This window comes from Butyricicoccus sp. OF10-2, from assembly GCF_003481925.1.
Taxonomy (GTDB): domain Bacteria; phylum Bacillota; class Clostridia; order Oscillospirales; family Butyricicoccaceae; genus Agathobaculum; species Agathobaculum butyriciproducens.
In genome coordinates this window covers 1-18,110 of record NZ_QUMC01000042.1, presented here as the reverse complement: position 1 = coordinate 18,110, position 18,110 = coordinate 1, and the positions used below count along the sequence as shown (strand labels likewise).

At 56.3% G+C, this 18,110-nt stretch carries 12 protein-coding genes and 5 pseudogenes; 1 reads left to right on the top strand and 16 read right to left on the bottom strand.

Annotated features, from left to right (window positions below; all coding sequences use genetic code 11):
* Nucleotides 1-453: 453 nt before the first annotated feature.
* From gluQRS to DXB00_RS15190, 3 genes and pseudogenes are all read right to left on the bottom strand, one after another.
* Entirely contained in the window at nucleotides 454-1,386 is a 933-nt protein-coding gene (gene gluQRS / locus DXB00_RS15200; protein ID WP_118563999.1) for a tRNA glutamyl-Q(34) synthetase GluQRS, read from the bottom strand.
* 12 nt (nucleotides 1,387-1,398) lie between these two features.
* Nucleotides 1,399-1,721: pseudogene (locus DXB00_RS15195) on the bottom strand (TfoX/Sxy family protein).
* The gene (locus DXB00_RS15190; protein WP_158578392.1) at nucleotides 1,721-2,431 is read right to left on the bottom strand and encodes a flavodoxin family protein; all 711 of its coding nucleotides are present in this window, start codon (nucleotides 2,429-2,431) and stop codon (nucleotides 1,721-1,723) included. Before DXB00_RS15190 ends, DXB00_RS15195 begins: the two are co-directional and overlap by 1 nt.
* A gap of 234 nt (nucleotides 2,432-2,665) precedes the next feature.
* On the opposite strand from DXB00_RS15190, the gene DXB00_RS15185 reads away from it, so the two are divergent.
* Entirely contained in the window at nucleotides 2,666-3,829 is a 1,164-nt protein-coding gene (locus tag DXB00_RS15185) for a glycoside hydrolase family 3 protein (protein WP_118730343.1), read from the top strand.
* 882 nt (nucleotides 3,830-4,711) lie between these two features.
* On the opposite strand, the gene DXB00_RS15180 is transcribed toward DXB00_RS15185, so the two are convergent.
* From DXB00_RS15180 to DXB00_RS15105, 13 genes and pseudogenes are all read right to left on the bottom strand, one after another.
* Nucleotides 4,712-5,314, bottom strand: coding sequence for a Type 1 glutamine amidotransferase-like domain-containing protein (locus tag DXB00_RS15180; RefSeq protein ID WP_118730344.1), 603 nt, complete (start codon nucleotides 5,312-5,314; stop codon nucleotides 4,712-4,714).
* 319 nt (nucleotides 5,315-5,633) lie between these two features.
* A pseudogene (gene tsaD / locus DXB00_RS15175) lies at nucleotides 5,634-6,651 on the bottom strand (tRNA (adenosine(37)-N6)-threonylcarbamoyltransferase complex transferase subunit TsaD).
* Between the two features lie 2 nt (nucleotides 6,652-6,653).
* Nucleotides 6,654-7,109, bottom strand: coding sequence for a GNAT family N-acetyltransferase (locus DXB00_RS15170; RefSeq protein ID WP_118478498.1), 456 nt, complete (start codon nucleotides 7,107-7,109; stop codon nucleotides 6,654-6,656).
* Nucleotides 7,110-7,123: 14 nt separating this feature from the next.
* The gene (gene rimI, locus DXB00_RS15165) at nucleotides 7,124-7,555 is read right to left on the bottom strand and encodes a ribosomal protein S18-alanine N-acetyltransferase (RefSeq protein ID WP_118730346.1); all 432 of its coding nucleotides are present in this window, start codon (nucleotides 7,553-7,555) and stop codon (nucleotides 7,124-7,126) included.
* A complete protein-coding gene (locus tag DXB00_RS15160) occupies nucleotides 7,552-7,983 on the bottom strand; it encodes an arsenate reductase/protein-tyrosine-phosphatase family protein (RefSeq protein WP_118730347.1) in 432 nt (143 codons plus the stop codon). The genes rimI and DXB00_RS15160 overlap by 4 nt, the downstream gene beginning before the upstream one ends.
* A 49-nt stretch (nucleotides 7,984-8,032) precedes the next feature.
* Nucleotides 8,033-10,656: pseudogene (gene polA, locus DXB00_RS15155) on the bottom strand (DNA polymerase I).
* A gap of 181 nt (nucleotides 10,657-10,837) precedes the next feature.
* Nucleotides 10,838-11,536 (bottom strand): TraX family protein, encoded by a 699-nt coding sequence (locus DXB00_RS15150; protein WP_119215139.1) that lies wholly within the window; start codon nucleotides 11,534-11,536, stop codon nucleotides 10,838-10,840.
* Nucleotides 11,537-12,378: 842 nt separating this feature from the next.
* Nucleotides 12,379-12,537: a FeoB-associated Cys-rich membrane protein gene (locus tag DXB00_RS15140; RefSeq protein WP_242988278.1), complete on the bottom strand. Its 159-nt coding sequence runs from the start codon at nucleotides 12,535-12,537 to the stop codon at nucleotides 12,379-12,381.
* A gap of 31 nt (nucleotides 12,538-12,568) precedes the next feature.
* A pseudogene (feoB, locus tag DXB00_RS17535) lies at nucleotides 12,569-15,081 on the bottom strand (ferrous iron transport protein B).
* 257 nt (nucleotides 15,082-15,338) lie between these two features.
* On the bottom strand, nucleotides 15,339-15,560 hold the full coding sequence (locus DXB00_RS15125) for a FeoA family protein (RefSeq protein ID WP_110435064.1): 222 nt from the start codon (nucleotides 15,558-15,560) through the stop codon (nucleotides 15,339-15,341).
* 21 nt (nucleotides 15,561-15,581) lie between these two features.
* Nucleotides 15,582-15,791, bottom strand: a complete 210-nt coding sequence (locus DXB00_RS15120; protein ID WP_188885631.1) for a FeoA family protein — start codon at nucleotides 15,789-15,791, stop codon at nucleotides 15,582-15,584.
* Between the two features lie 565 nt (nucleotides 15,792-16,356).
* On the bottom strand, nucleotides 16,357-16,788 hold the full coding sequence (locus DXB00_RS15115) for a flavodoxin (RefSeq protein ID WP_116704598.1): 432 nt from the start codon (nucleotides 16,786-16,788) through the stop codon (nucleotides 16,357-16,359).
* Between the two features lie 56 nt (nucleotides 16,789-16,844).
* Nucleotides 16,845-17,404: pseudogene (locus tag DXB00_RS15105) on the bottom strand (DUF3793 family protein).
* Between the last annotated feature and the right edge of the window lie 706 nt (nucleotides 17,405-18,110).

Sequence of the window (18,110 nt, the reverse complement as noted above, 5' to 3'; positions counted from 1 at the left end):
CGGGGCAAAAAGGAAGGGACAACCTACGGTTTTCCTTCCTCTTTGAACTCCTACCTTTCCCTTGCTTCCTAATCTGGCGCAGATTGCCTACATGTGACCGCTCCGACATGGGAAACGGCAGAGGATTTTTTCTTCCGTGTCTTTCGCAACCTATTCGCAATGTCAGATACCGTTCTGCTACACATGCGGTTTCATCTCCGCAGGCGCGACACAAGGTGAATTGCCCGAAGGGCAAGAGAGGGTCCCCTGGGGGATGTCTGTGTCGCGCAACTCGTTTGCGCGTTGTTGCGGACGGCACCTGCGAATTATAATTGATGTTAGACTTTACCTTATCGCACCCTACGGCATAAATCGTGCAAATGATAAAAATATATGCCATAAAATAACACCCGATAAACAAAAACGGAGAACGGAAAACCCTTACGGTAATTCTCCATTCTCCATTTTCCATTCTCAATTTTTCTCGATGTCTCGAAACACGTTCGGCAGGTACAGCTCATGCTTCGGAATCTTCTCCCACGAAAACGCTTTCACGAGCTCCTTCGCGGCAACCGGCTCTGCGGTGTCGGTCAGTCCTGCGGCGCAGGCGAGTGCGCCGATGACCTGCTCGGGTGTGAATTTTTCCCGCAGGAGACCGAGGTCGAGGTCCTCATCGCGCTTGGACAGACGGCGTCCGTCATGGTCGCACAGCAGCGGGATATGGATGAAGTTCGGCGGCGTGAAGCCGAACAGCTCATACAGCCAGATCTGGCGCGGCGTACTGCCGATGAGATCGTGCCCGCGCACGACCTCGGTCACGCCGGACAGGCCGTCATCCACCACGACCGCCAGCTGATACGCGAACACGCCGTCCGACCGCCGGATGATGAAGTCGCCGCACTCCTCGGTGAGCGTTTCAGTATACTCGCCGTACACGCCGTCCGTGAATGTGATGGTGCGCTCGGGCACGCGCACGCGCGTTGCAGGCGCACGCTTTCTGCGCTTTTCGGCCACCTGTTCGGGTGTTAAATCGCGGCAGGTTCCGGCGTAGACCACCCTGCCGTCCGACAGGTGCGGCGCGCTTGCGGCGTGCAGGGCCGCTCTCGAGCAGAAGCACGGGTACAGCAGACCTTTTTCGCACAAAATCGCCTCGTATTTCTCGTAAACAGCCGTGCGCTCGGACTGATACGGGATTTCGCCGTCCCAGTCTAACCCTAACCACCGCAGGTCGTCGATAATTAAATCCGCGAAGCTGCGCGGACAGCGCATTTCGTCCAAATCCTCAATCCGCAGCAGAAATTCGCCGTTCTGCTGCCGCGCACTCAGCCATGCCAGCAGCGCGCACAGCACGTTGCCGAGGTGCATCCGCCCGCTCGGGCTGGGTGCAAAACGTCCGATGGTGTGCATGTTTTTCACTCCTTATTGCTTTTTCTTCTTGGGTTTCGGTGCCGGAAGTTCGTCATACATGGCACGCAGCAGCTTCTGCAGGAGGGCGGCATCGTCGGTTTTCGTCACCCGCAGCATGGGTTTTGCGCCGTCGTACGGAAATTCATAAGACGCATCCGGAAGGCAGCTTATCGCAGCTTTGACCGGCTTGACCAGCAGGCGGTTATCGTAAATTCCACCGACGATTCTGCCGTTGTAGTAGAGTATATACTCCCCCATCATGGTCGATGCGTTACGCCGTCCAGTCCGGACAGGCGGTCTAATATTTCCGCGAGAAATTCTTTTGTGGTTGCCATTATCGTCCTCTTTTCCAAGGTTTCCCCGTCACATAGCCTTTTTGATACCAGTATTCGTCGTCAACGGGATTCATTTTGCGCTTTTTATGGAACAGGCGGTACATGTAAAACAATCCCTTGACCTTCGCGCACGGCGTGACATTTCCGGCATTTTTCCGAATGGCAGAAACCGTTTTCTCTACCTTTTGCTCAATTTTGTGCATGAAATTCTCGGGCATGCTGCTCCAGTCATATCCCCAGACGGCCTGCGTGATAACGTGCGTGCGGCCAATGCCCCAGTAATTCATGCTGTCGCGCAAATCCCCGACGGTGGATTTCATGCCGCCGCCCGCCGCGGTCGTGATGATGAGCGCCTGCTTGCACATCAGCGACAGGTCGGGACGGTGCACCAGCCAGCGGTACGCAAAGTGATCGAGCAGGGTCTTGACCTGCCCCGGAATGTGGTAAACATAGGTCGGTGCACAGAAAATGATCAGCTCGGAGTCATCAATCGCGGCGATGAGCTTCTGCATGTATTCGTGCCCGCCGCACTTGTCCTCGCGGCCGTTCATGCATGCATAGCAGCCCGCGCAGACATGCGGCATATCCTGCGGCAGATAAAATTCGTGCAGCGTGCCGCCCGAAAGCAGGCGGTCGAGCACCATCTGTGCAATGCCGTAGGTGGACGATTTGGTTTTCCGTTTGTGCGGATAGAGTATGGTTATGTTCACAGTGAACACCCTTTCTTGTGTAGAACCAATGACAGGATTAGGGATTTCCGTTTTGTGGGCGAACGCTGTTCGCCCCTGCGGCTGCACAGGTGCAGATCATTGACGAGTGACACGCTCTCCACTCTCACGCATCCTCCTGCCCTCAAACTCCTACTTTGTAATATTACCACATTCACCCTATGCTTTACAACTCCCCTGCTCTCTTGTATAATGTAGGCAAACGAGGTGATACACATGAAAAAACGAATGCTTGCGCTGCTGCTGGGTCTGCTCTGCGCCGGACTGACGGCCTGCGGCAGCACGGACACCGCCGCAAAGGACGAAACGCCGTCCGCGCCGACCGTCGAGCAGCCCGAGCCGGAACCCACGCCGGAGGAGGTCCGCCGGACGGCGGCGGAGCAATATGCGGACGACTTGACGCTCGAGGAGCAGGTCGCGCAGATGTTCTTCGTGCGCTGTCCGGAGACCGACGCGGCGGCGCTGACCGCGCAGTACGACATCGGCGGCTATCTGCTGTTTGCGCGCGATTTTGACGGCCAGACCAAAGAATCCGTCGCAAACACCATCGCAGCCTACCAGAATGCCGCAAAAACGCCCATGCTCATCGGCGTGGACGAGGAAGGCGGCACGGTCGTGCGCGTCAGCTCCAACCCGAATCTGCGCGACACGAAATTCCAGTCACCGCAGGCGCTGTACAGCGAGGGCGGCTTTGACCGCATCACGAGCGACACCGCCGAGAAGGACGCGCTGCTGCGCGATTTGGGTATCAATGTTAATTTTGCGCCCGTGTGCGACGTTTCGACCGACCCGAGCGATTTCATTTACGCGCGCAGCTTCGGCATGGACGCCGAGCAGACCGGCGAATACGTCCGCACGGTGGTTACGCAGATGGTCAGTGATAAGACCGGCATGGTGCTCAAGCACTTCCCCGGCTACGGCAATAACGCGGATACGCACACCGGCATCGCCATTGACGAGCGGCCGATGGACACCTTCCGGCAGTCGGACTTCCTGCCGTTTCAGGCGGGCATTGCGAGCGGGGCGCAGTCGGTTCTCGTCAGCCATAATGTGGTAAACTGCATGGACGCCGACCGGCCGGCGTCGCTCTCAGCCGAGGTGCACCGCATTCTCCGCGAGGAACTCGGCTTTGACGGCGTAATCCTGACCGATGACCTCATCATGGACGCCATCCGCGATTACACCGGCGGCGAAAACGCGGCGGTGCTTGCCGTACAGGCGGGCAATGATATGCTCACCTCGTCGGATTTCGAGACCCAGTACAACGCCGTGCTTGCTGCCGTACAGGACGGCACGATTCCTGAGTCGCAGATTCACGCTTCCGCCGTGCGCGTCATCGACTGGAAAATGCAGCTTGGACTGATTTCGTATAACGCGTAAACAACAGAGTCCCGGCCTTGTCGCTTGACAAAGCCGAGACTCTGCGCTATAATCTTAAGTACAAACGGCGGCCTGCTGGTAACGGGCGGTCGTTCCCCATAGTTAAGTGTTTGAGGAAACGCCGCTCCGGTTACGGGGCGGTTATTTCTTTATGTATCCTAAGATACCAAAGACGATCGTGGTGATCAACTGAAACAACAGCAGTGTTTCGGAAATTGACATCCGGATCACCTCCCTTTTTATCGAGGGAGGAACAACCTTTTTTCACCGTTTGCACTTTGATTATAGCATGCGTGTCATATTGTGTCAATCAACCGTCTTTTCAGACGGTTTTTATTTTTTTGCTGCAAGAGACGGACGCATGTATCCGTCTTTTTTCTGTCATGAAATGCAAAAAACCGCCCCAAAAGGCGGCTTATTGACAGATTTCGATTGTATATGCTATAATCGAAACGGACAAGTTCACATAGCGGTCAGACCCTCTTTCCTTTCCCGCTGTCTGCGGCAGGAAGGAGGTGGCGCGAATGCGGAAAAAGGCATTTCAGCTTTTCGTATGTACAGTAATCCTGCTGTACATCTTCTGTATAAAAGCGCGATGACCGCTCGTCTGACTCACGAACGGTCATCATAACAAATTTCGATGACTGAGGGTCTGACTGCTGAACAGTGTCCTCTTGGGTATATTATACCCGAGCAGCCCCGGCTTTGTCAAGCGACAAGGCCGGGGTTCCCTTTTACCTTTTGTGTTGATATAAGCCTATCCGCCAATCCCTCCGTCGATTTGACGGAACTCTAAGCATAGGAAAAGGAGCAAGGTGGGTTTTAACCTTGCTCCTATCGGTCAGAATATGCTATTCAGTTCAACAAACTGGAATTTTCAAATTAGTCGTTGCAAATAACCTTTGAATCTTCACCATCAATTACAATTCCCTGACGGTTGTTAATTGGGCATAGATTCAAATCCGAAAACTCAGTCATTATTTTCTCGGTAACTTTCTTAAATGGTGCTGTAAGATAATGCGGAAGAACATAGAAATCAATCAAATCAATCCCTGCATCATCTTCTTGTGAGTAGTCCTCCGGCTTTTCATCCATTTGCTCGATATATTGGATGCTTGGAGCGCATATAATTGCGCCTGCCGACTCACCGATCATCAATTTTCCATTTGCCAATTCCTTTTTCAGCAGTCCATCAGTTCCCGTTTTACGGAGCTGGTCCATAAGAAAGAAAGAATTTCCGCCGGTAAAATATATCACATCTGCTTCTTCAAAAACAGACTGTATCGTTGAATAAGCCTCCGTTGAAATATCAATTTCAGTTACGATCGCTCCCAACTTTTTGAATAATTTTCGAGCCGAGCCGACATAACCGGTGTAGCCTTCACGCAGTGAAGCTGTTGGAATAAATGCGACTTTCTTATTTTCAATTTCTTCCTTTATCAGACTTCCTACACTTGAAAAGTGCGAACATAAAAATAATTTCATCAATATTCTCCTTTATAAATTTCGATTTTTATATTTGATTATAAAATAGATGTCTGCTGTTTGCAATGTATATTTATAAGCTCATTTCCCATAAGTACACAATTCTGAAAAGAGAGAATTCTTTTGTATCATACAATATTTTTGTGCTTCTTTCGAGGCATGAAAAGATGCCGAAGCTGCCTTCGGCATCTTTTTTGGTATCCAGTATCGGTTATGTGCGTGATTTAGTGAAATCACCGGAGTTATACCCCATCAACACAAAGGGGAAAAGGGACGGCCGGGGTTTTGCTATGCAGACGAAGTGCATGCTCAATCCATCTCAATCGCAGATATTCTTTCCGATATCCGCGGTGGCGTAGGCATTCTGCAGGGTTTTGCCGCGGGTGCCCGCCTGATACTCATAATACGCCTGACTGCCGATCATGGCGGCGTTATCGCCGCACAGCTGCAGCGGCGGCATGAACAGCTGAACGTGCTCGCGCTTTGCCATATCCTGCAGGGCCGCACGGAGGAACGAATTGGCTGCCACGCCGCCTGCACACACAACGCGCCGCGCATGCGTCTGCTTGACGGCCATCTCGAGCCGCGGCACGAGCGTATGCACGACAGCCGCGCAGAACGAGGCCGCGAGACCGTTCCGGTCGATGGTTTCGCCCTTCTGCTCGGCGTTGTGCGCCAGATTGATGACCGCCGTTTTGAGTCCCGAGAAGGAGAAATCCAGCGGCGCATCCTTGATGTGCGAGTCCGGCAGCTTGTACATTTTCGGGTCGCCGTCCTGCGCCAGCTTGTCGATCTTCGGGCCGCCCGGATAGCCGACACCGAGCACGCGGGCGACTTTATCGAACGCCTCGCCTGCTGCGTCGTCGCGTGTGCCGCCGAGGATTTCAAACTCGGTGTAGCTTTTCACCATCACGATCTCGCTGTGACCGCCGGACGCGATCAGTGTCAAAAACGGCGGTTTCAGCTCCGGATACGCCAGATAAGTAGCCGCAATGTGTCCCCGGATGTGGTGCACCGGAATGACGGCTTGTTCATCGCAAAGGCGAGCGACTTGCCGAAGTTCGCGCCGACGAGCAGCGCACCGATCAGTCCGGGCGCGCAGGTCGCGGCAACCGCGTCCACGTCGTGCTTGTCCATTTCCGCGTCCTTGAGCGCCTGCTCGGTCACGCGCACGACCGCCTCCATGTGCCGCCGAGACGCGATTTCCGGCACAACGCCGCCGTACAGCGCGTGCGTGGCGATCTGTGTGTCCACCACGCTCGACAGGATTTTTCGTCCGTCCTCGATGACGCTGCCGCCGTTTCATCGCACGAGGACTCGATTGCAAGTATTTTCATGGTTAATCTCCTAAATTTTTCTCAAAGCACAGGCAGTTTTCCGCGCCCGCCGGACTGCCGTAGTACGGAATGACGCGATAGCCGAGCTTGGTGTACAGCGCCGCCGAATCCTCGGTCGTGCGGGCGGTCTCGAGGATGGCCTTGGTGAAGCCGTGCTTTGCCGCGTCCTGCTCGAGCGCCGCAATGACCGCGCTCGCAACGCCCTTTCGGCGGAACGCCGGCGCGATGTAAATGCGCTTGACCTCGAATGTCCCCTCGTCGATCTTCTTCCACGCGCCGCAGCCTGCGGGCTTGCCGTCCTCGTATGCGACGATGCGGCAGTCAAACAGATGCGGCAGGTTGTACTTGGCGTAGCGCTTCTCCACCTCACCGACGAGCATGAAATAATACTCGTCCAGCGCAGCGGTCAGGTCGTGAAAATCTCTGTTTTCCGCGTCAACAAAGCGAAGCTCCAGCATGGCAAAATCCTCCTTCAAATCAGTGAAATCGTCATTAAAACCGCGTTTTCTGTGGGATTGCTGTAAAAATTCCTCCGTTTTCCGACCGGCGCAAATCCGGCTCCGGTGTAGAGCGCTATCGCCGGCGCATTGCTCTCGCGCACCTCGAGCGTCACAAACGCCAGCTTGTTTTCTCCGGCTTTCGCTGTCAGTTCGGCAATCAGCGCCCGCGCGATGCCCTGCCGCCGATGATCGGGCGACACGGCCACATTGGTAATATACCCCTCGTCGAGCACGGTCTGGCAGCCGACGTAACCCGCCGTTCTGCCGTCCTGCTCCGCCACGAGGAAAATGCCCTTGCCCAGCTCCTCGCGCAGCATGTTCTCGCTCCACGGCGCGTGAAAGCACGCGCGCTCGATCTCCGCCAGCGCCGCGAGATGACGCTCCTGCATCACGACAATGTTCATCGGCTCAGGCTCTCGATGACCGCCTGCACGCCCTTGTCGATCTCGGCAGCAGAGCGGCGGTAGGTGGCGAGATCGCCGCCGAACGGGTCGGAAATGTCCTCGGGCAGCAGCGTGAAAATCTTGTCCGCGCAGTCCGGAAACAGTTCGCACAGCCGGTCGTAGTGCGCGCCGGTCATGCAGACCAGATACTTCGCGTTTTCGGCCATCTCGGCGGTCAGCTGACGCGAGCGGTGCGCCGAAATATCCGCGCCGCGTTCTCCGGCTGCGGCAACCGCGTTCGCGGAAGCCGGAAGGCCGTTTTCGGTGTATAATCCGGCAGAAGCCGCCGTTAAACCGGTCTTTTCCTCGCCGTTATGTGCGTGGAATAAGCCTTCCGCCATCGGGGAACGGCAGGTGTTGCCGGTGCAAAGAAAAATTATGGTGTCCATTTTATCCCTTCTCTAATTCGGAATCTGTTTCGCAGGGCGGGGCAGCAAACTATTTCGCATCGTACCAGCTGTGCCCCGCCTTGGCCTCTGCCACCAGCGGAGCATCCATCCGGAATGCGTTCTCCATCTCCTCGGTGAGCAGGTGCATGGCGGTTTCCTGCTCGTCCTTCGGTGCCTCGAGGATGAGTTCGTCATGCACCTGGAGAATCAATCGGCTCTGCAGACCGTCTCTCAGCAGGCGGTCGCGGACACGGACCATGGCGATTTTGATGATATCCGCGGCGGTGCCTGAATCGGGGTATTCATCGCAACACGCTCACCGAACGAGCGCATATTGAAGTTCTTGCTCTTCAGCTCGGGCAGCGCGCGGCGGCGGCCGAACAGGGTCGTAACGTAGCCCTGCTCCCTGCCGGTCTGCTTGATGTCCTCCATATATTTCTTCACGCCCGGATAGGTGTCAAGGTAGGTTTTGATAAACTCGCCCGCCTCTTTGCGCGTCACGCCGATGTCCTGCGCGAGCGAGAAATCCGAGATGCCGTACACGATGCCGAAGTTGACCGCCTTGCACGAGGAGCGCATCTGCGGCGTGACCTCCTCAAGCGGCACATGGTAGACCTTGGCAGCCGTTGCGGCGTGAATATCCTGCCCGTGCTTAAAGGCTTCGATCATGTGCTCGTCCTGCGAGATATGCGCGAGCACGCGCAGTTCAATCTGCGAATAATCCGCGTCGATCAGGACGTGATTTTCGTCCGGTGCGACAAACATGCGGCGCAGTTCGCGGCCAAGCTCGGTGCGGACCGGAATATTCTGCAGGTTCGGGTCGGTCGAGGACAGGCGTCCGGTGGCGGTCACGGTCTGCTGAAAATGCGTGTGAATGCGTCCGTCCGCCGGGCTGATGACCTTGAGAAGTCCCTCAACGTAGGTGCTTTTCAGCTTGGTCAGCTTGCGGTATTCGAGGATGCGCGGCACGATCGGGTGGTCCTCCGCGATACGCTCAAGCACCTCAACGTTGGTGGAATAGCCTGTTTTTGTCTTTTTCGGGGCGTGCAGGCCGAGTTTCTCGAACAGCACCTCACCCAGCTGCTTGGGACTGTTGATGTTGAACTCGCCGTCCGCGTCATGATAAATCTGCTCGGTCAGGTCGCGGATACGCACGTCCAGCTTGTCACCGAAGGCACGCAGCTCATCCGGCTCGACCGCACAGCCCGCCGCTTCCATCTCAGCCAGCACGCGCAGGAGCGGCAGCTCGATTTCGTAGTACAGCTTTCGCATGCCAAGCTGCTCGATCCGGTCAGCCGCCTCGGCGTAAATGGCGCGCAGCGCACCGACATGCTGCGCCACGGCCTTCTCGGTGTCCTCCTGACCGCCGAGGAGTGAAACCGCTGCCGGATCGTCCAAATCCAGCTCCGGCAGCTCGGCATTGCAGTACGCAAGCGCGAGCCGCGGCAGGTCGTAGCCGGACTGGGTCGGGTCGAGCAGGTACGCCGCGATGGCGGTGTCAAACACGATGCCCTTCGGGTCCATACCGCGCTGCAGCAGTGCCCGCACGGTGGCCTTCGCATCGTGCAGCACGAGCGACAGCGTGCCGTCGAACAGGCGGCACAGAATGTCGTTCCACGCGTCACCGAACGCCTCCGCGAACAGGATGTGCGCCGTGTCACCGTCCAGCAGGCAAACTGCACCTAAGGTTTCCGGCACGATGGCGTACACGCGGTCGCAGTCGGTCAGCGAATCCATTAAGTTGAACGCTTCGAGCACATTCTCCACTCGTTCTGTTTTCAGCTCCGGCAGACGCGGCGCGGACACGCTCTCGCCCGAAAGGTCAAACCGCTTGATGAAATTCTTGAACTCCAGCCGCGTCAGCAGGTCGTAGAGCGCGGTCTCGTCGATGTCCTGCGCGGGCAGGTGCTCCACATCGAGGTCGAGCGGCACGTTGCGGTCGATGGTGGCAAGCCAGTAGCTGTCCTTCGCGGACTGCTCGCCGTTCTGCAGCTTGGTGCGCGCACCCTTTTTGATGCGCTCGTCCTCGATATTCGCGTACACGCCCTCGAGCGTGCCGAAGTCGTGCAGCAGCTGCATGGCGGTCTTTTCACCGATGCCGGGCACGCCCGGAATGTTGTCCGACGAATCGCCCATGAGCGCCTTGAGGTCAATCAGGCGAATCGGGTCAAAGCCGTATTTCTCGCGGAAGGCGGCGGTGTCATAGGTCTGGTAGGTGGTCTGTCCCATACGGGTGGAGACCAGCATGACGGTCGTGCCGCCGCCGACAAGCTGCAGGCTGTCGCGGTCACCGGTTACGACCACGCAGGTGTCACCGTGCTCGTCCGCGCGGCGGCTGATCGTGCCGAGCAGGTCGTCCGCCTCAAAGCCCGCCTTTTCGCAGCGGGTAACGCCGAGCGCATCGAGCACCTGCTTTGTAATCGGCAGCTGCGCCGCCAGTTCATCCGGCATGCCCTTGCGGGTGGCCTTGTAGGTGTCGAATTTGAGGTGGCGGAAGGTTTTTTCCTTCACGTCAAAGCAGACGATGGTGCGGTCGGGCTGCTCCTCGTCCTGCAGTTTGAACAGCGTAGCCAGAAAGCCGTAAACCGCGTTGGTGGGCAGTCCCTCGTGGTTGGTCAGCTGCCGTATGCCGTAGAACGCGCGGTTCAATATGCTGTTGCCGTCTATCACCATGATTTTCATGTGTATTTTCCTCGCTCATTGATACATTATATATAGTATACCACAGTGGCTGCTAAACGTTAAGTTTAACGTAAATTTTTATGCCACTGGTGGTATACGCCATCAATCATTTATAATAGCCGAATGAGGCTATTATACCACAATTTCCGCTGTACTTCCACTGTTCGAGCGGTTATCCTGCCGCGGCTTCAAGCGCCATCCGCATCGCGCCGATGAGCGCCAGATGGGCGGGATAGTAAATATAGAAAAAGTGCTGCATCTCCCATTTGCCGCGCTCATTGCCGAGCAGCAAAATCGGAAAGATCGCCAGCACGCAGAAGCGCTGCACGCCGCCCATCACACCGGCAAGCGCCAGCAGACCGATTGCAAAGCCGAGCCGCTCACCGATGACCGGCGGAATGTCGGCGAACACGCGCTCCCAGAGGATACGTCCCGCTGCGGCGTAGACCGGCAGGAGCACGCCCGCGAAGCCGTAGTCGATGTAGACCGTCCGGCACAGCAGGTAAAATACGGCAGCAAGCGCGGCTGTCAATGCCAGAAAGCGCAGTTTTCCGCTGCTTTTCCACGCCTCGACTCCGTACAGCAGCAAAATGGACAGGCTCAGCGTGATGAGCGCGTTTCCGCAGAAGCCGCCGAACGGCAGGAACGCGATAACGCACACTGCGCCGCACGCGAACACGCTGCCGAAGTAGCGGGCTTTGTTCCGCGTATAGCGGCAGCCCTCTGCAATGCAGTAGGAGAACAGCGGAAACGCCAACCGTCCGATCACGCGCAGCCACACCGCCTGCGGAAACAGCGCCGCGCCGATGTGGTCAATCGTCATGCACACCATGGCAAGAATCTTCAGTTGGTTCTTGGTCAGCAGTTTCACGCGCGTTCGCCACCTTTATGTATCAATTATAGCACGCCGAGTGGGAAAGGCAAAGGGCGTTTTCGAGGATAGCGAAGCGGTCGCAGGCACCGGCTTTGCGGTGTGCCCGAACCGCGCAGGCGGTTCGCCACTTCCGGGCGGGGACTGCGGCACTCGCCGCGGGAGCTGCGGCACTCGCCGCGGGAGCAAAAAGGAAGGGACACCCATGGTTTCCCTTCCTCTTTGAACTCCTACCTTTCCTTTTGAGGGCTTGGGTGCAGATGGTAGACTTCGTAAGCAGGAAAAGGAGTACGGCAGAGGATTTTTTCTTCCGTGTCTTTCTCAACCTATTCGCAGTGTCGGATACCGTACTGCTACACATACGGTTTACTTCCAGCAGGGCGCGGCATAGCAGTGCCGCACATGCCGTTTTCAAGTGCAAATCAGCTACAACCGCAGGATTGAGATAACCTGCACCGGTAAAACTATTGCGCGGCACTGTTATGCCGCGCCTGCGCAGACCCAAATTGGATGTGGCAGTACGGCAGCCGAAATGCGGAAAGGTGTTATACCACGCGGTAGTAAAAATCCTCTGCCGTTCCCCTTTTCCTGCTTACGCAGTCTACCATCTGCACCCAAGCCCTTGAGGGAAAAGGGGAGATTCACAAGAGGGTGGAAAACCGTAGGTTGTCTACCCTCTTGTGCGCCCGCCGCGCGTAGCGGCACTCCCCGTCGTGGTTCACGGCAAAACTCTCCGCCCGGAAAGGACGAACCGCAAAAGCTCTGCCTGCGAATCCCTGTCCGAGAGTACGATCTTAACGCAAAAAACCGCCCCGCAAAGCGGGACGGTTTTAGAGAGGTGTTTACTTTTTCTTGTCCGGAGGCGCTGTGTGATGACAGCTGCCGCCGCAATGTGCGCAATCGCCGCTGCAGCCGACGGACTTCTTGACGAAGACCGAACGGACCGCGAAGAACACGACAGCCGCTACGATCAATACCAGAATGATATCACCAATACTCATGGTTAAAGCCTCCTTTCAAATCCGAAAGAAATCAGTTGGCGTCAACGCTCATACGGCGCAGGCCCTCGGTGGAGTCAGCCTTGGCCGGCTTACGGAACAGCAGGAAGATGATCAGCGCGATGAATGCGATGGCAACAACTGTGCCGATACCGAAGGTCAGCTCGCCGGTGATCAGACCGCCGATCTGATAAATGATGGTGGATACAACGTAAGCGTAAGCACACATGTAGCCGATTGCGAAAGCAGTCCACTTGCCGTTGTTCATCTCACGCTTGATGGCGCCCATTGCCGCGAAGCACGGTGCGCACAGCAGGTTGAACGCCATGAAGGCATACGCGCCGACCTGCGTGAAGTCCGCAGCCAGCTCGCTCCAGATCTCGGAGCCGTCCTCGGCAACCTCGCCGACGAAGTGATACAGCTGACCGAAGGTAGCAACAACGTTCTCCTTTGCGACCAGACCGGAGATGGTGGCAACGGTTCCCTTCCAGTTACCGAAGCCCGGCAGCGTGAAGATCGGAGCGATCACAGAGCCGATGCGCGCCATGATGGAGTTGTCGATATCGGATACCGCGCAGAACGCGCCGCCTTCCCAGCCGTAGCCGAGGGTGAACCACATAAAGATGGTGGACAGCAGGATAACGGTGCCTGCCTTCTTAATGAAGGAGGAGCCGCGCTCCCACATGGAGCGGAATACGTTGCCGGCGGTCGGAACGTGATAGCTCGGCAGCTCCATGACGAACGGAGCCGGGTCGCCGGTAAAGATCTTGAACTTCTTGAGCATGATGCCCGAGATGATGATGGACAGCACGCCCAGAACATAAGCGGAGAATGCGATGGTGCCGGAGCCGCCAAAGAACGCGCCTGCGAACATTGCGATGATCGGCAGCTTAGCGCCGCACGGTACGAAGCAGGTGGTCATGATGGTCATGCGGCGGTCGCGCTCCTGCTCGATGGTACGGGAAGCCATGACAGCCGGTACGCCGCAGCCGGAGCCGATCAGCATCGGGATGAAGGACTTGCCCGAAAGGCCGAACTTGCGGAAGATACGGTCCATGATGAACGCAACACGCGCCATGTAGCCGCAGTCCTCGAGGATAGCGAGGAAGAAGAACAGGATGAGCATCTGCGGAACGAAGCCCAGAACCGCGCCGACACCGGCAACGATACCGTCCATTACCAGGCTGTAAACCCAGCCGTCCTCGTTAACGCCCATGGAGGCGAACAGCTTCTCCAGCAGCACCGGGATACCCGGAACCCAAACACCGAAGTCAGCCGGATCCGGCTCCTCGGCGGTCATGGTCTCCTCGAGGTCGCAAGAGTAACGTCCTCGGTGGTAACCTCACCGGAGTCCTCGTCCTCGAACTCGGCAGTGCCGACAACCGATGCAGCAGCCGGGTCTGCCTCGATGGCAGCAGCTGCGTCAGCGATGGCGGTCTCGTCAGCCTCCTCGGCCTCGAGCGCCTCGGTCAGAGCAGCAGTGTCGATGCCGGCCTCGTCAGCAGCCTCGAGCCATGCATCGCGGCGGGTGATCTGGTCGTCGTACTCAGCGGTTGCTTCCTCATAGTCAGCAGCGCCGATGGTGAACAGATGCCAGCCCTCACCGAACACACCGTCGTTCGCCCAGTCGGTGAAGATGCCGCCCGCGGTGGTTACGGAAACGTAGTAGACCAGCCACATGACCAGCGCGAAGATCGGCAGAGCGAGGATTCGGTTGGTAACAATGTGGTCGATCTTATCCGAGGTGGACAGACCGGTCTTTTTCTTCTTTACACAGTCCTTGACCAGCTTGCCAATGTACTGATAGCGCTCATCGGTGATGATGGACTCCGCGTCATCGTCAAGCTCCTCCTCAACGGCGGTGATGAGCTTCTCGATCTTGTCCTGCACGTCCTTGCCGAGGGTGAAGCGCGCCTGCACCTTGCTGTCGCGCTCGAACAGCTTGACAGCGAACCAGTGGCGCTGTGCCGGCTCGGTAACGTCTGCAATCAGCTTTTCGATCTCGTTTACCGCATTTTCAACGGTGTCGGAGAACTTGATGCGAGCCGGAGCCTTGCCTTCCTTGGCAGCCTTCTTTGCCGCCTCGACCAGCTCCTTGGTGCCCTCTCCCTTGATGGCTGCGGTCTCAACGACCGTAACGCCCAGTTCCTTGGACAGCTTCTTTACGTCGATCACGTCGCCGCGCTTCTTGACGATATCCATCATGTTCAGCGCCGCAACGACCGGAATGCCCATCTCGAGCAGCTGGGTGGTCAGGTACAGGTTGCGCTCGATGTTGGAGGCATCCACCAGATTCATGATGGCCTGCGGCTTCTCATTTACGAGATAATCACGCGCAACGACCTCCTCCAGCGTGTACGGAGAGAGGGAGTAGATACCCGGCAGGTCGGTGATCAGGACTTCCTTGTCGCCCTTGAACTTGCCTTCCTTCTTTTCCACGGTAACACCCGGCCAGTTGCCGACATACTGGGTCGCACCGGTCAGATCGTTAAACATCGTGGTCTTGCCGCAGTTCGGGTTGCCGGCAAGTGCCAAACGAATTGACATGTTTTTTCCCCTTTCTAAGGATCAGTGAGCACGGAATAATTAGTGTACGCTAACCCCTATGTAAAAAAATTTAACGAGTTTATTCGCCTGCTGACGGCTTTCTGTTCGTGCGTCAGCACGCATAAAATCGGATTTGCAGCGCAAATCCATAAATTCCGGGAGCATGTATCACGGAATTTATACAAGGGACGAAAAAATGTGCCCAAAGGGCGCGGTTTTTCGTCAGCCCTCGATTGAAACCGTGGTTTCAATCGAAATCAGTCAACCTGAATCATCTCAGCGTCTGCCTTGCGAAGCGACAGCTCGTAGCCGCGGACGGTGATCTCAACTGGATCGCCCAGCGGCGCTACCTTGCGGACATAGATCTCCGCACCGCGAGTGATGCCCATATCCATGATGCGGCGGCGGGTTGCACCCTCGCCCTCAATCTTGCGGACGGTTACGGTGGCGCCGACCGGCGTGTGTCTCAGATTGCTCATTTGCGTTTGCCCCCTTTGCAATTAAACCATAATGCGCGAAGCCATCTGCTCGGAGATTGCGACGCGCGCATCCTTCACGTTTACGATCACGTTGCCTGCCAGAGAAGACACAACAGTGACCTTTGCGCCCTCGACAAAGCCGAGATTCTGCAGGAACTTTCTCGTCTGGTCTTTTCCTCGAATGGTCTTTACGGTGGTCTCTACACCAACATCCATTAACGTAAGCGGCATAATGGTAATCCTCTCCTTTTCTGTAATCTCTGCGCGAAAAAAAGTGTTTTGTATCAGGTTAGACCGCTCTAACCTATTTATCATTTGAAGTTTACACCAGCTAACCTTTTGTGTCAATACGGAAAAAACAAGTTTGTTAAAGCTAACTAATCTGCACAGAGTTTGCCGCGGCTAATTGTGCAGTATGCTGTCGCTAACTGCCGGTTTCCGCCGGACAGGAGGAAGCCCGCGGCCATTGTTCCGGATGACCGCGGGCTCATACTACCCTGCTATACCGGGCAGTATGCCATGGGGTTTCCCCGGGGACAAGAAAGGATATTTGTATCATAGCGGACGCCGCTGCCGACCAGCCTTTTCCGCAGATAGGAGGAAGCCCGCGGCCATTGTTCCGGATGACCGCGGGCTCATGTTATGTTTTGACATACCGGGCAGTATGCCATGGGGTTTCCCCCGGGACAAGAAAGGATATTTGTATCATAACTGATACCGTCGTATCAGTTACGACCGTGAGAAATTGTTTCGGCGCTGCGCGCAGGTATGCACACGCCGCAAGAGAAAATCTAATTTAGAATGCTGCGAAGCCCTTGCCGAACTCCTTGCACTTTGCGATGCCGTCGTCGTCCGGGGTTTCGTTGAGGATGAGACCCTCATCGGTGTAGATGACAGCGTTTGCGTCGTTGGTACGCTGTACCCAGTCACGCATCCACTGGCCGTCGCCCCAGCCGTAGGAGCCGAACAGCGCAACCTTCAGGCCGGAAATCTTGCTCTCCAGCTCGGTGAAGAACGGGTCGAACTCGGTCTCCTCGAGAACCTCAGCACCCATTGCCGGGCAGCCGAGAGCGATCTTTGCGTACTTAACAGCGTCAGCCGGGGTGGTGTCCGCAACGTTCAGTACGTCAACTTCCATGCCGCCCTCGCGGATGCCGTCTGCGATTGCGTTTGCCATCTGCTCGGTGTTGCCGGTCTGGCTCCAGAAAATAACTGCTGCTTTGCTCATGATAATTTTGCTCCTTCGCATGTATTGTTCTATATTTGTAGTTCTATCGAGTTATGCTATGCTGCAAACACTTCAAAAAGGGTTTCGCCCTTGTCAACGCGTCTGGTCACAGCGCGGCATACCCGCGATAGGCGGTCAAACAGTCGGGATGCCGCCTCGGCATCGCCGTACACCTTCCAGAGACCGCTTAATTTGCAGCCCTTTCCGGCGTATCGAATAAAGCCACAACGTCCTCGATCGGGTATCCGAGGAACAGTCCGATCTCGTGCGGAAAGTCCTTGGACATGGCGATGCGGCGCTTGAGATTGCGCAGCAGAACATCGAGCGGCTGACCGACCGGGTACGCAAAGTGCCGGAGCACATGCTGCACCTGCGGGTCCGCCATGCGGCGTTCAAGCTGCGGCTTGTTGTATACCAGCAAGAGGAAGCGTGCGCTGCAGGCGCAGACGATCTCGAAGTGAATCTCTCGTGCTGCGAAAGCATTGCGGTATTCGCTGAGCCGCTGCGGCAGATCGGGATATAAATTCCGGTCGCACGACACCAGACTTGCCGGTTTGATGCCCGCCAGTGTCGGCGAGCAGTAGGTTGCTAAAAGTCGATCCAAGCCATTTTGCATTGCTGATGCACCTCCCGTTTACAGTATTTCCGGTCTGTACGTTTGGTATGCGGTTTTCCCGAACAGCGCGGCTGCGGTTAGCCATTCAGCCGCGCAATGCCTTAACGGTTTTGTTCGGAATGATGCGCAAAATACAGAGGAAGCTGTTTCTTTTATAACTTTTCAGCACGTTCCCGTTCCGTGAGGAAGCGTGCCGGTCAACGGGGCGTATCAGTAAGCTCGGCTAACCATGTATATAAGTTAGCATATCCTAACCAATATGTCAAGCACTTTTTCGAGAGAAATTTTCGGCTGAATTCCGTGTGGTTAGGTTTTGCTAACTATACCATTCGGATAGGCGTTTTCTCAGCGTGAGAATGGGCGTTTTTCTGTCTTTTCGGCAGGGAAAATTTTTTCGGGATTTCCCGGATTTTCTGCACCGGCTGACCGGGGTGCGCGAACTGCCGCAGGCGGGTTCGCCCTGACGGGCGGCTCTTTTTTCTGCATCGATTGTGCGGGGTGCTCGAACTGCGTCAGCGAGTTCGCCCTTTCCGGGCGGAGAGTTTTTCGCTGAACCTCAGCGGGAGGATTCGCCGTCTGCGGACGGCGGGGAGCGTTGCGGCGCCCGCCGGCGGGGGGCAAAGAGGAAGGACAACCTGCGGTTTTCCTTCCTCTTTGAACTCCTACCTTTCCCTTGCTTCCTAATCTGGCGCAGATTGCCTATATG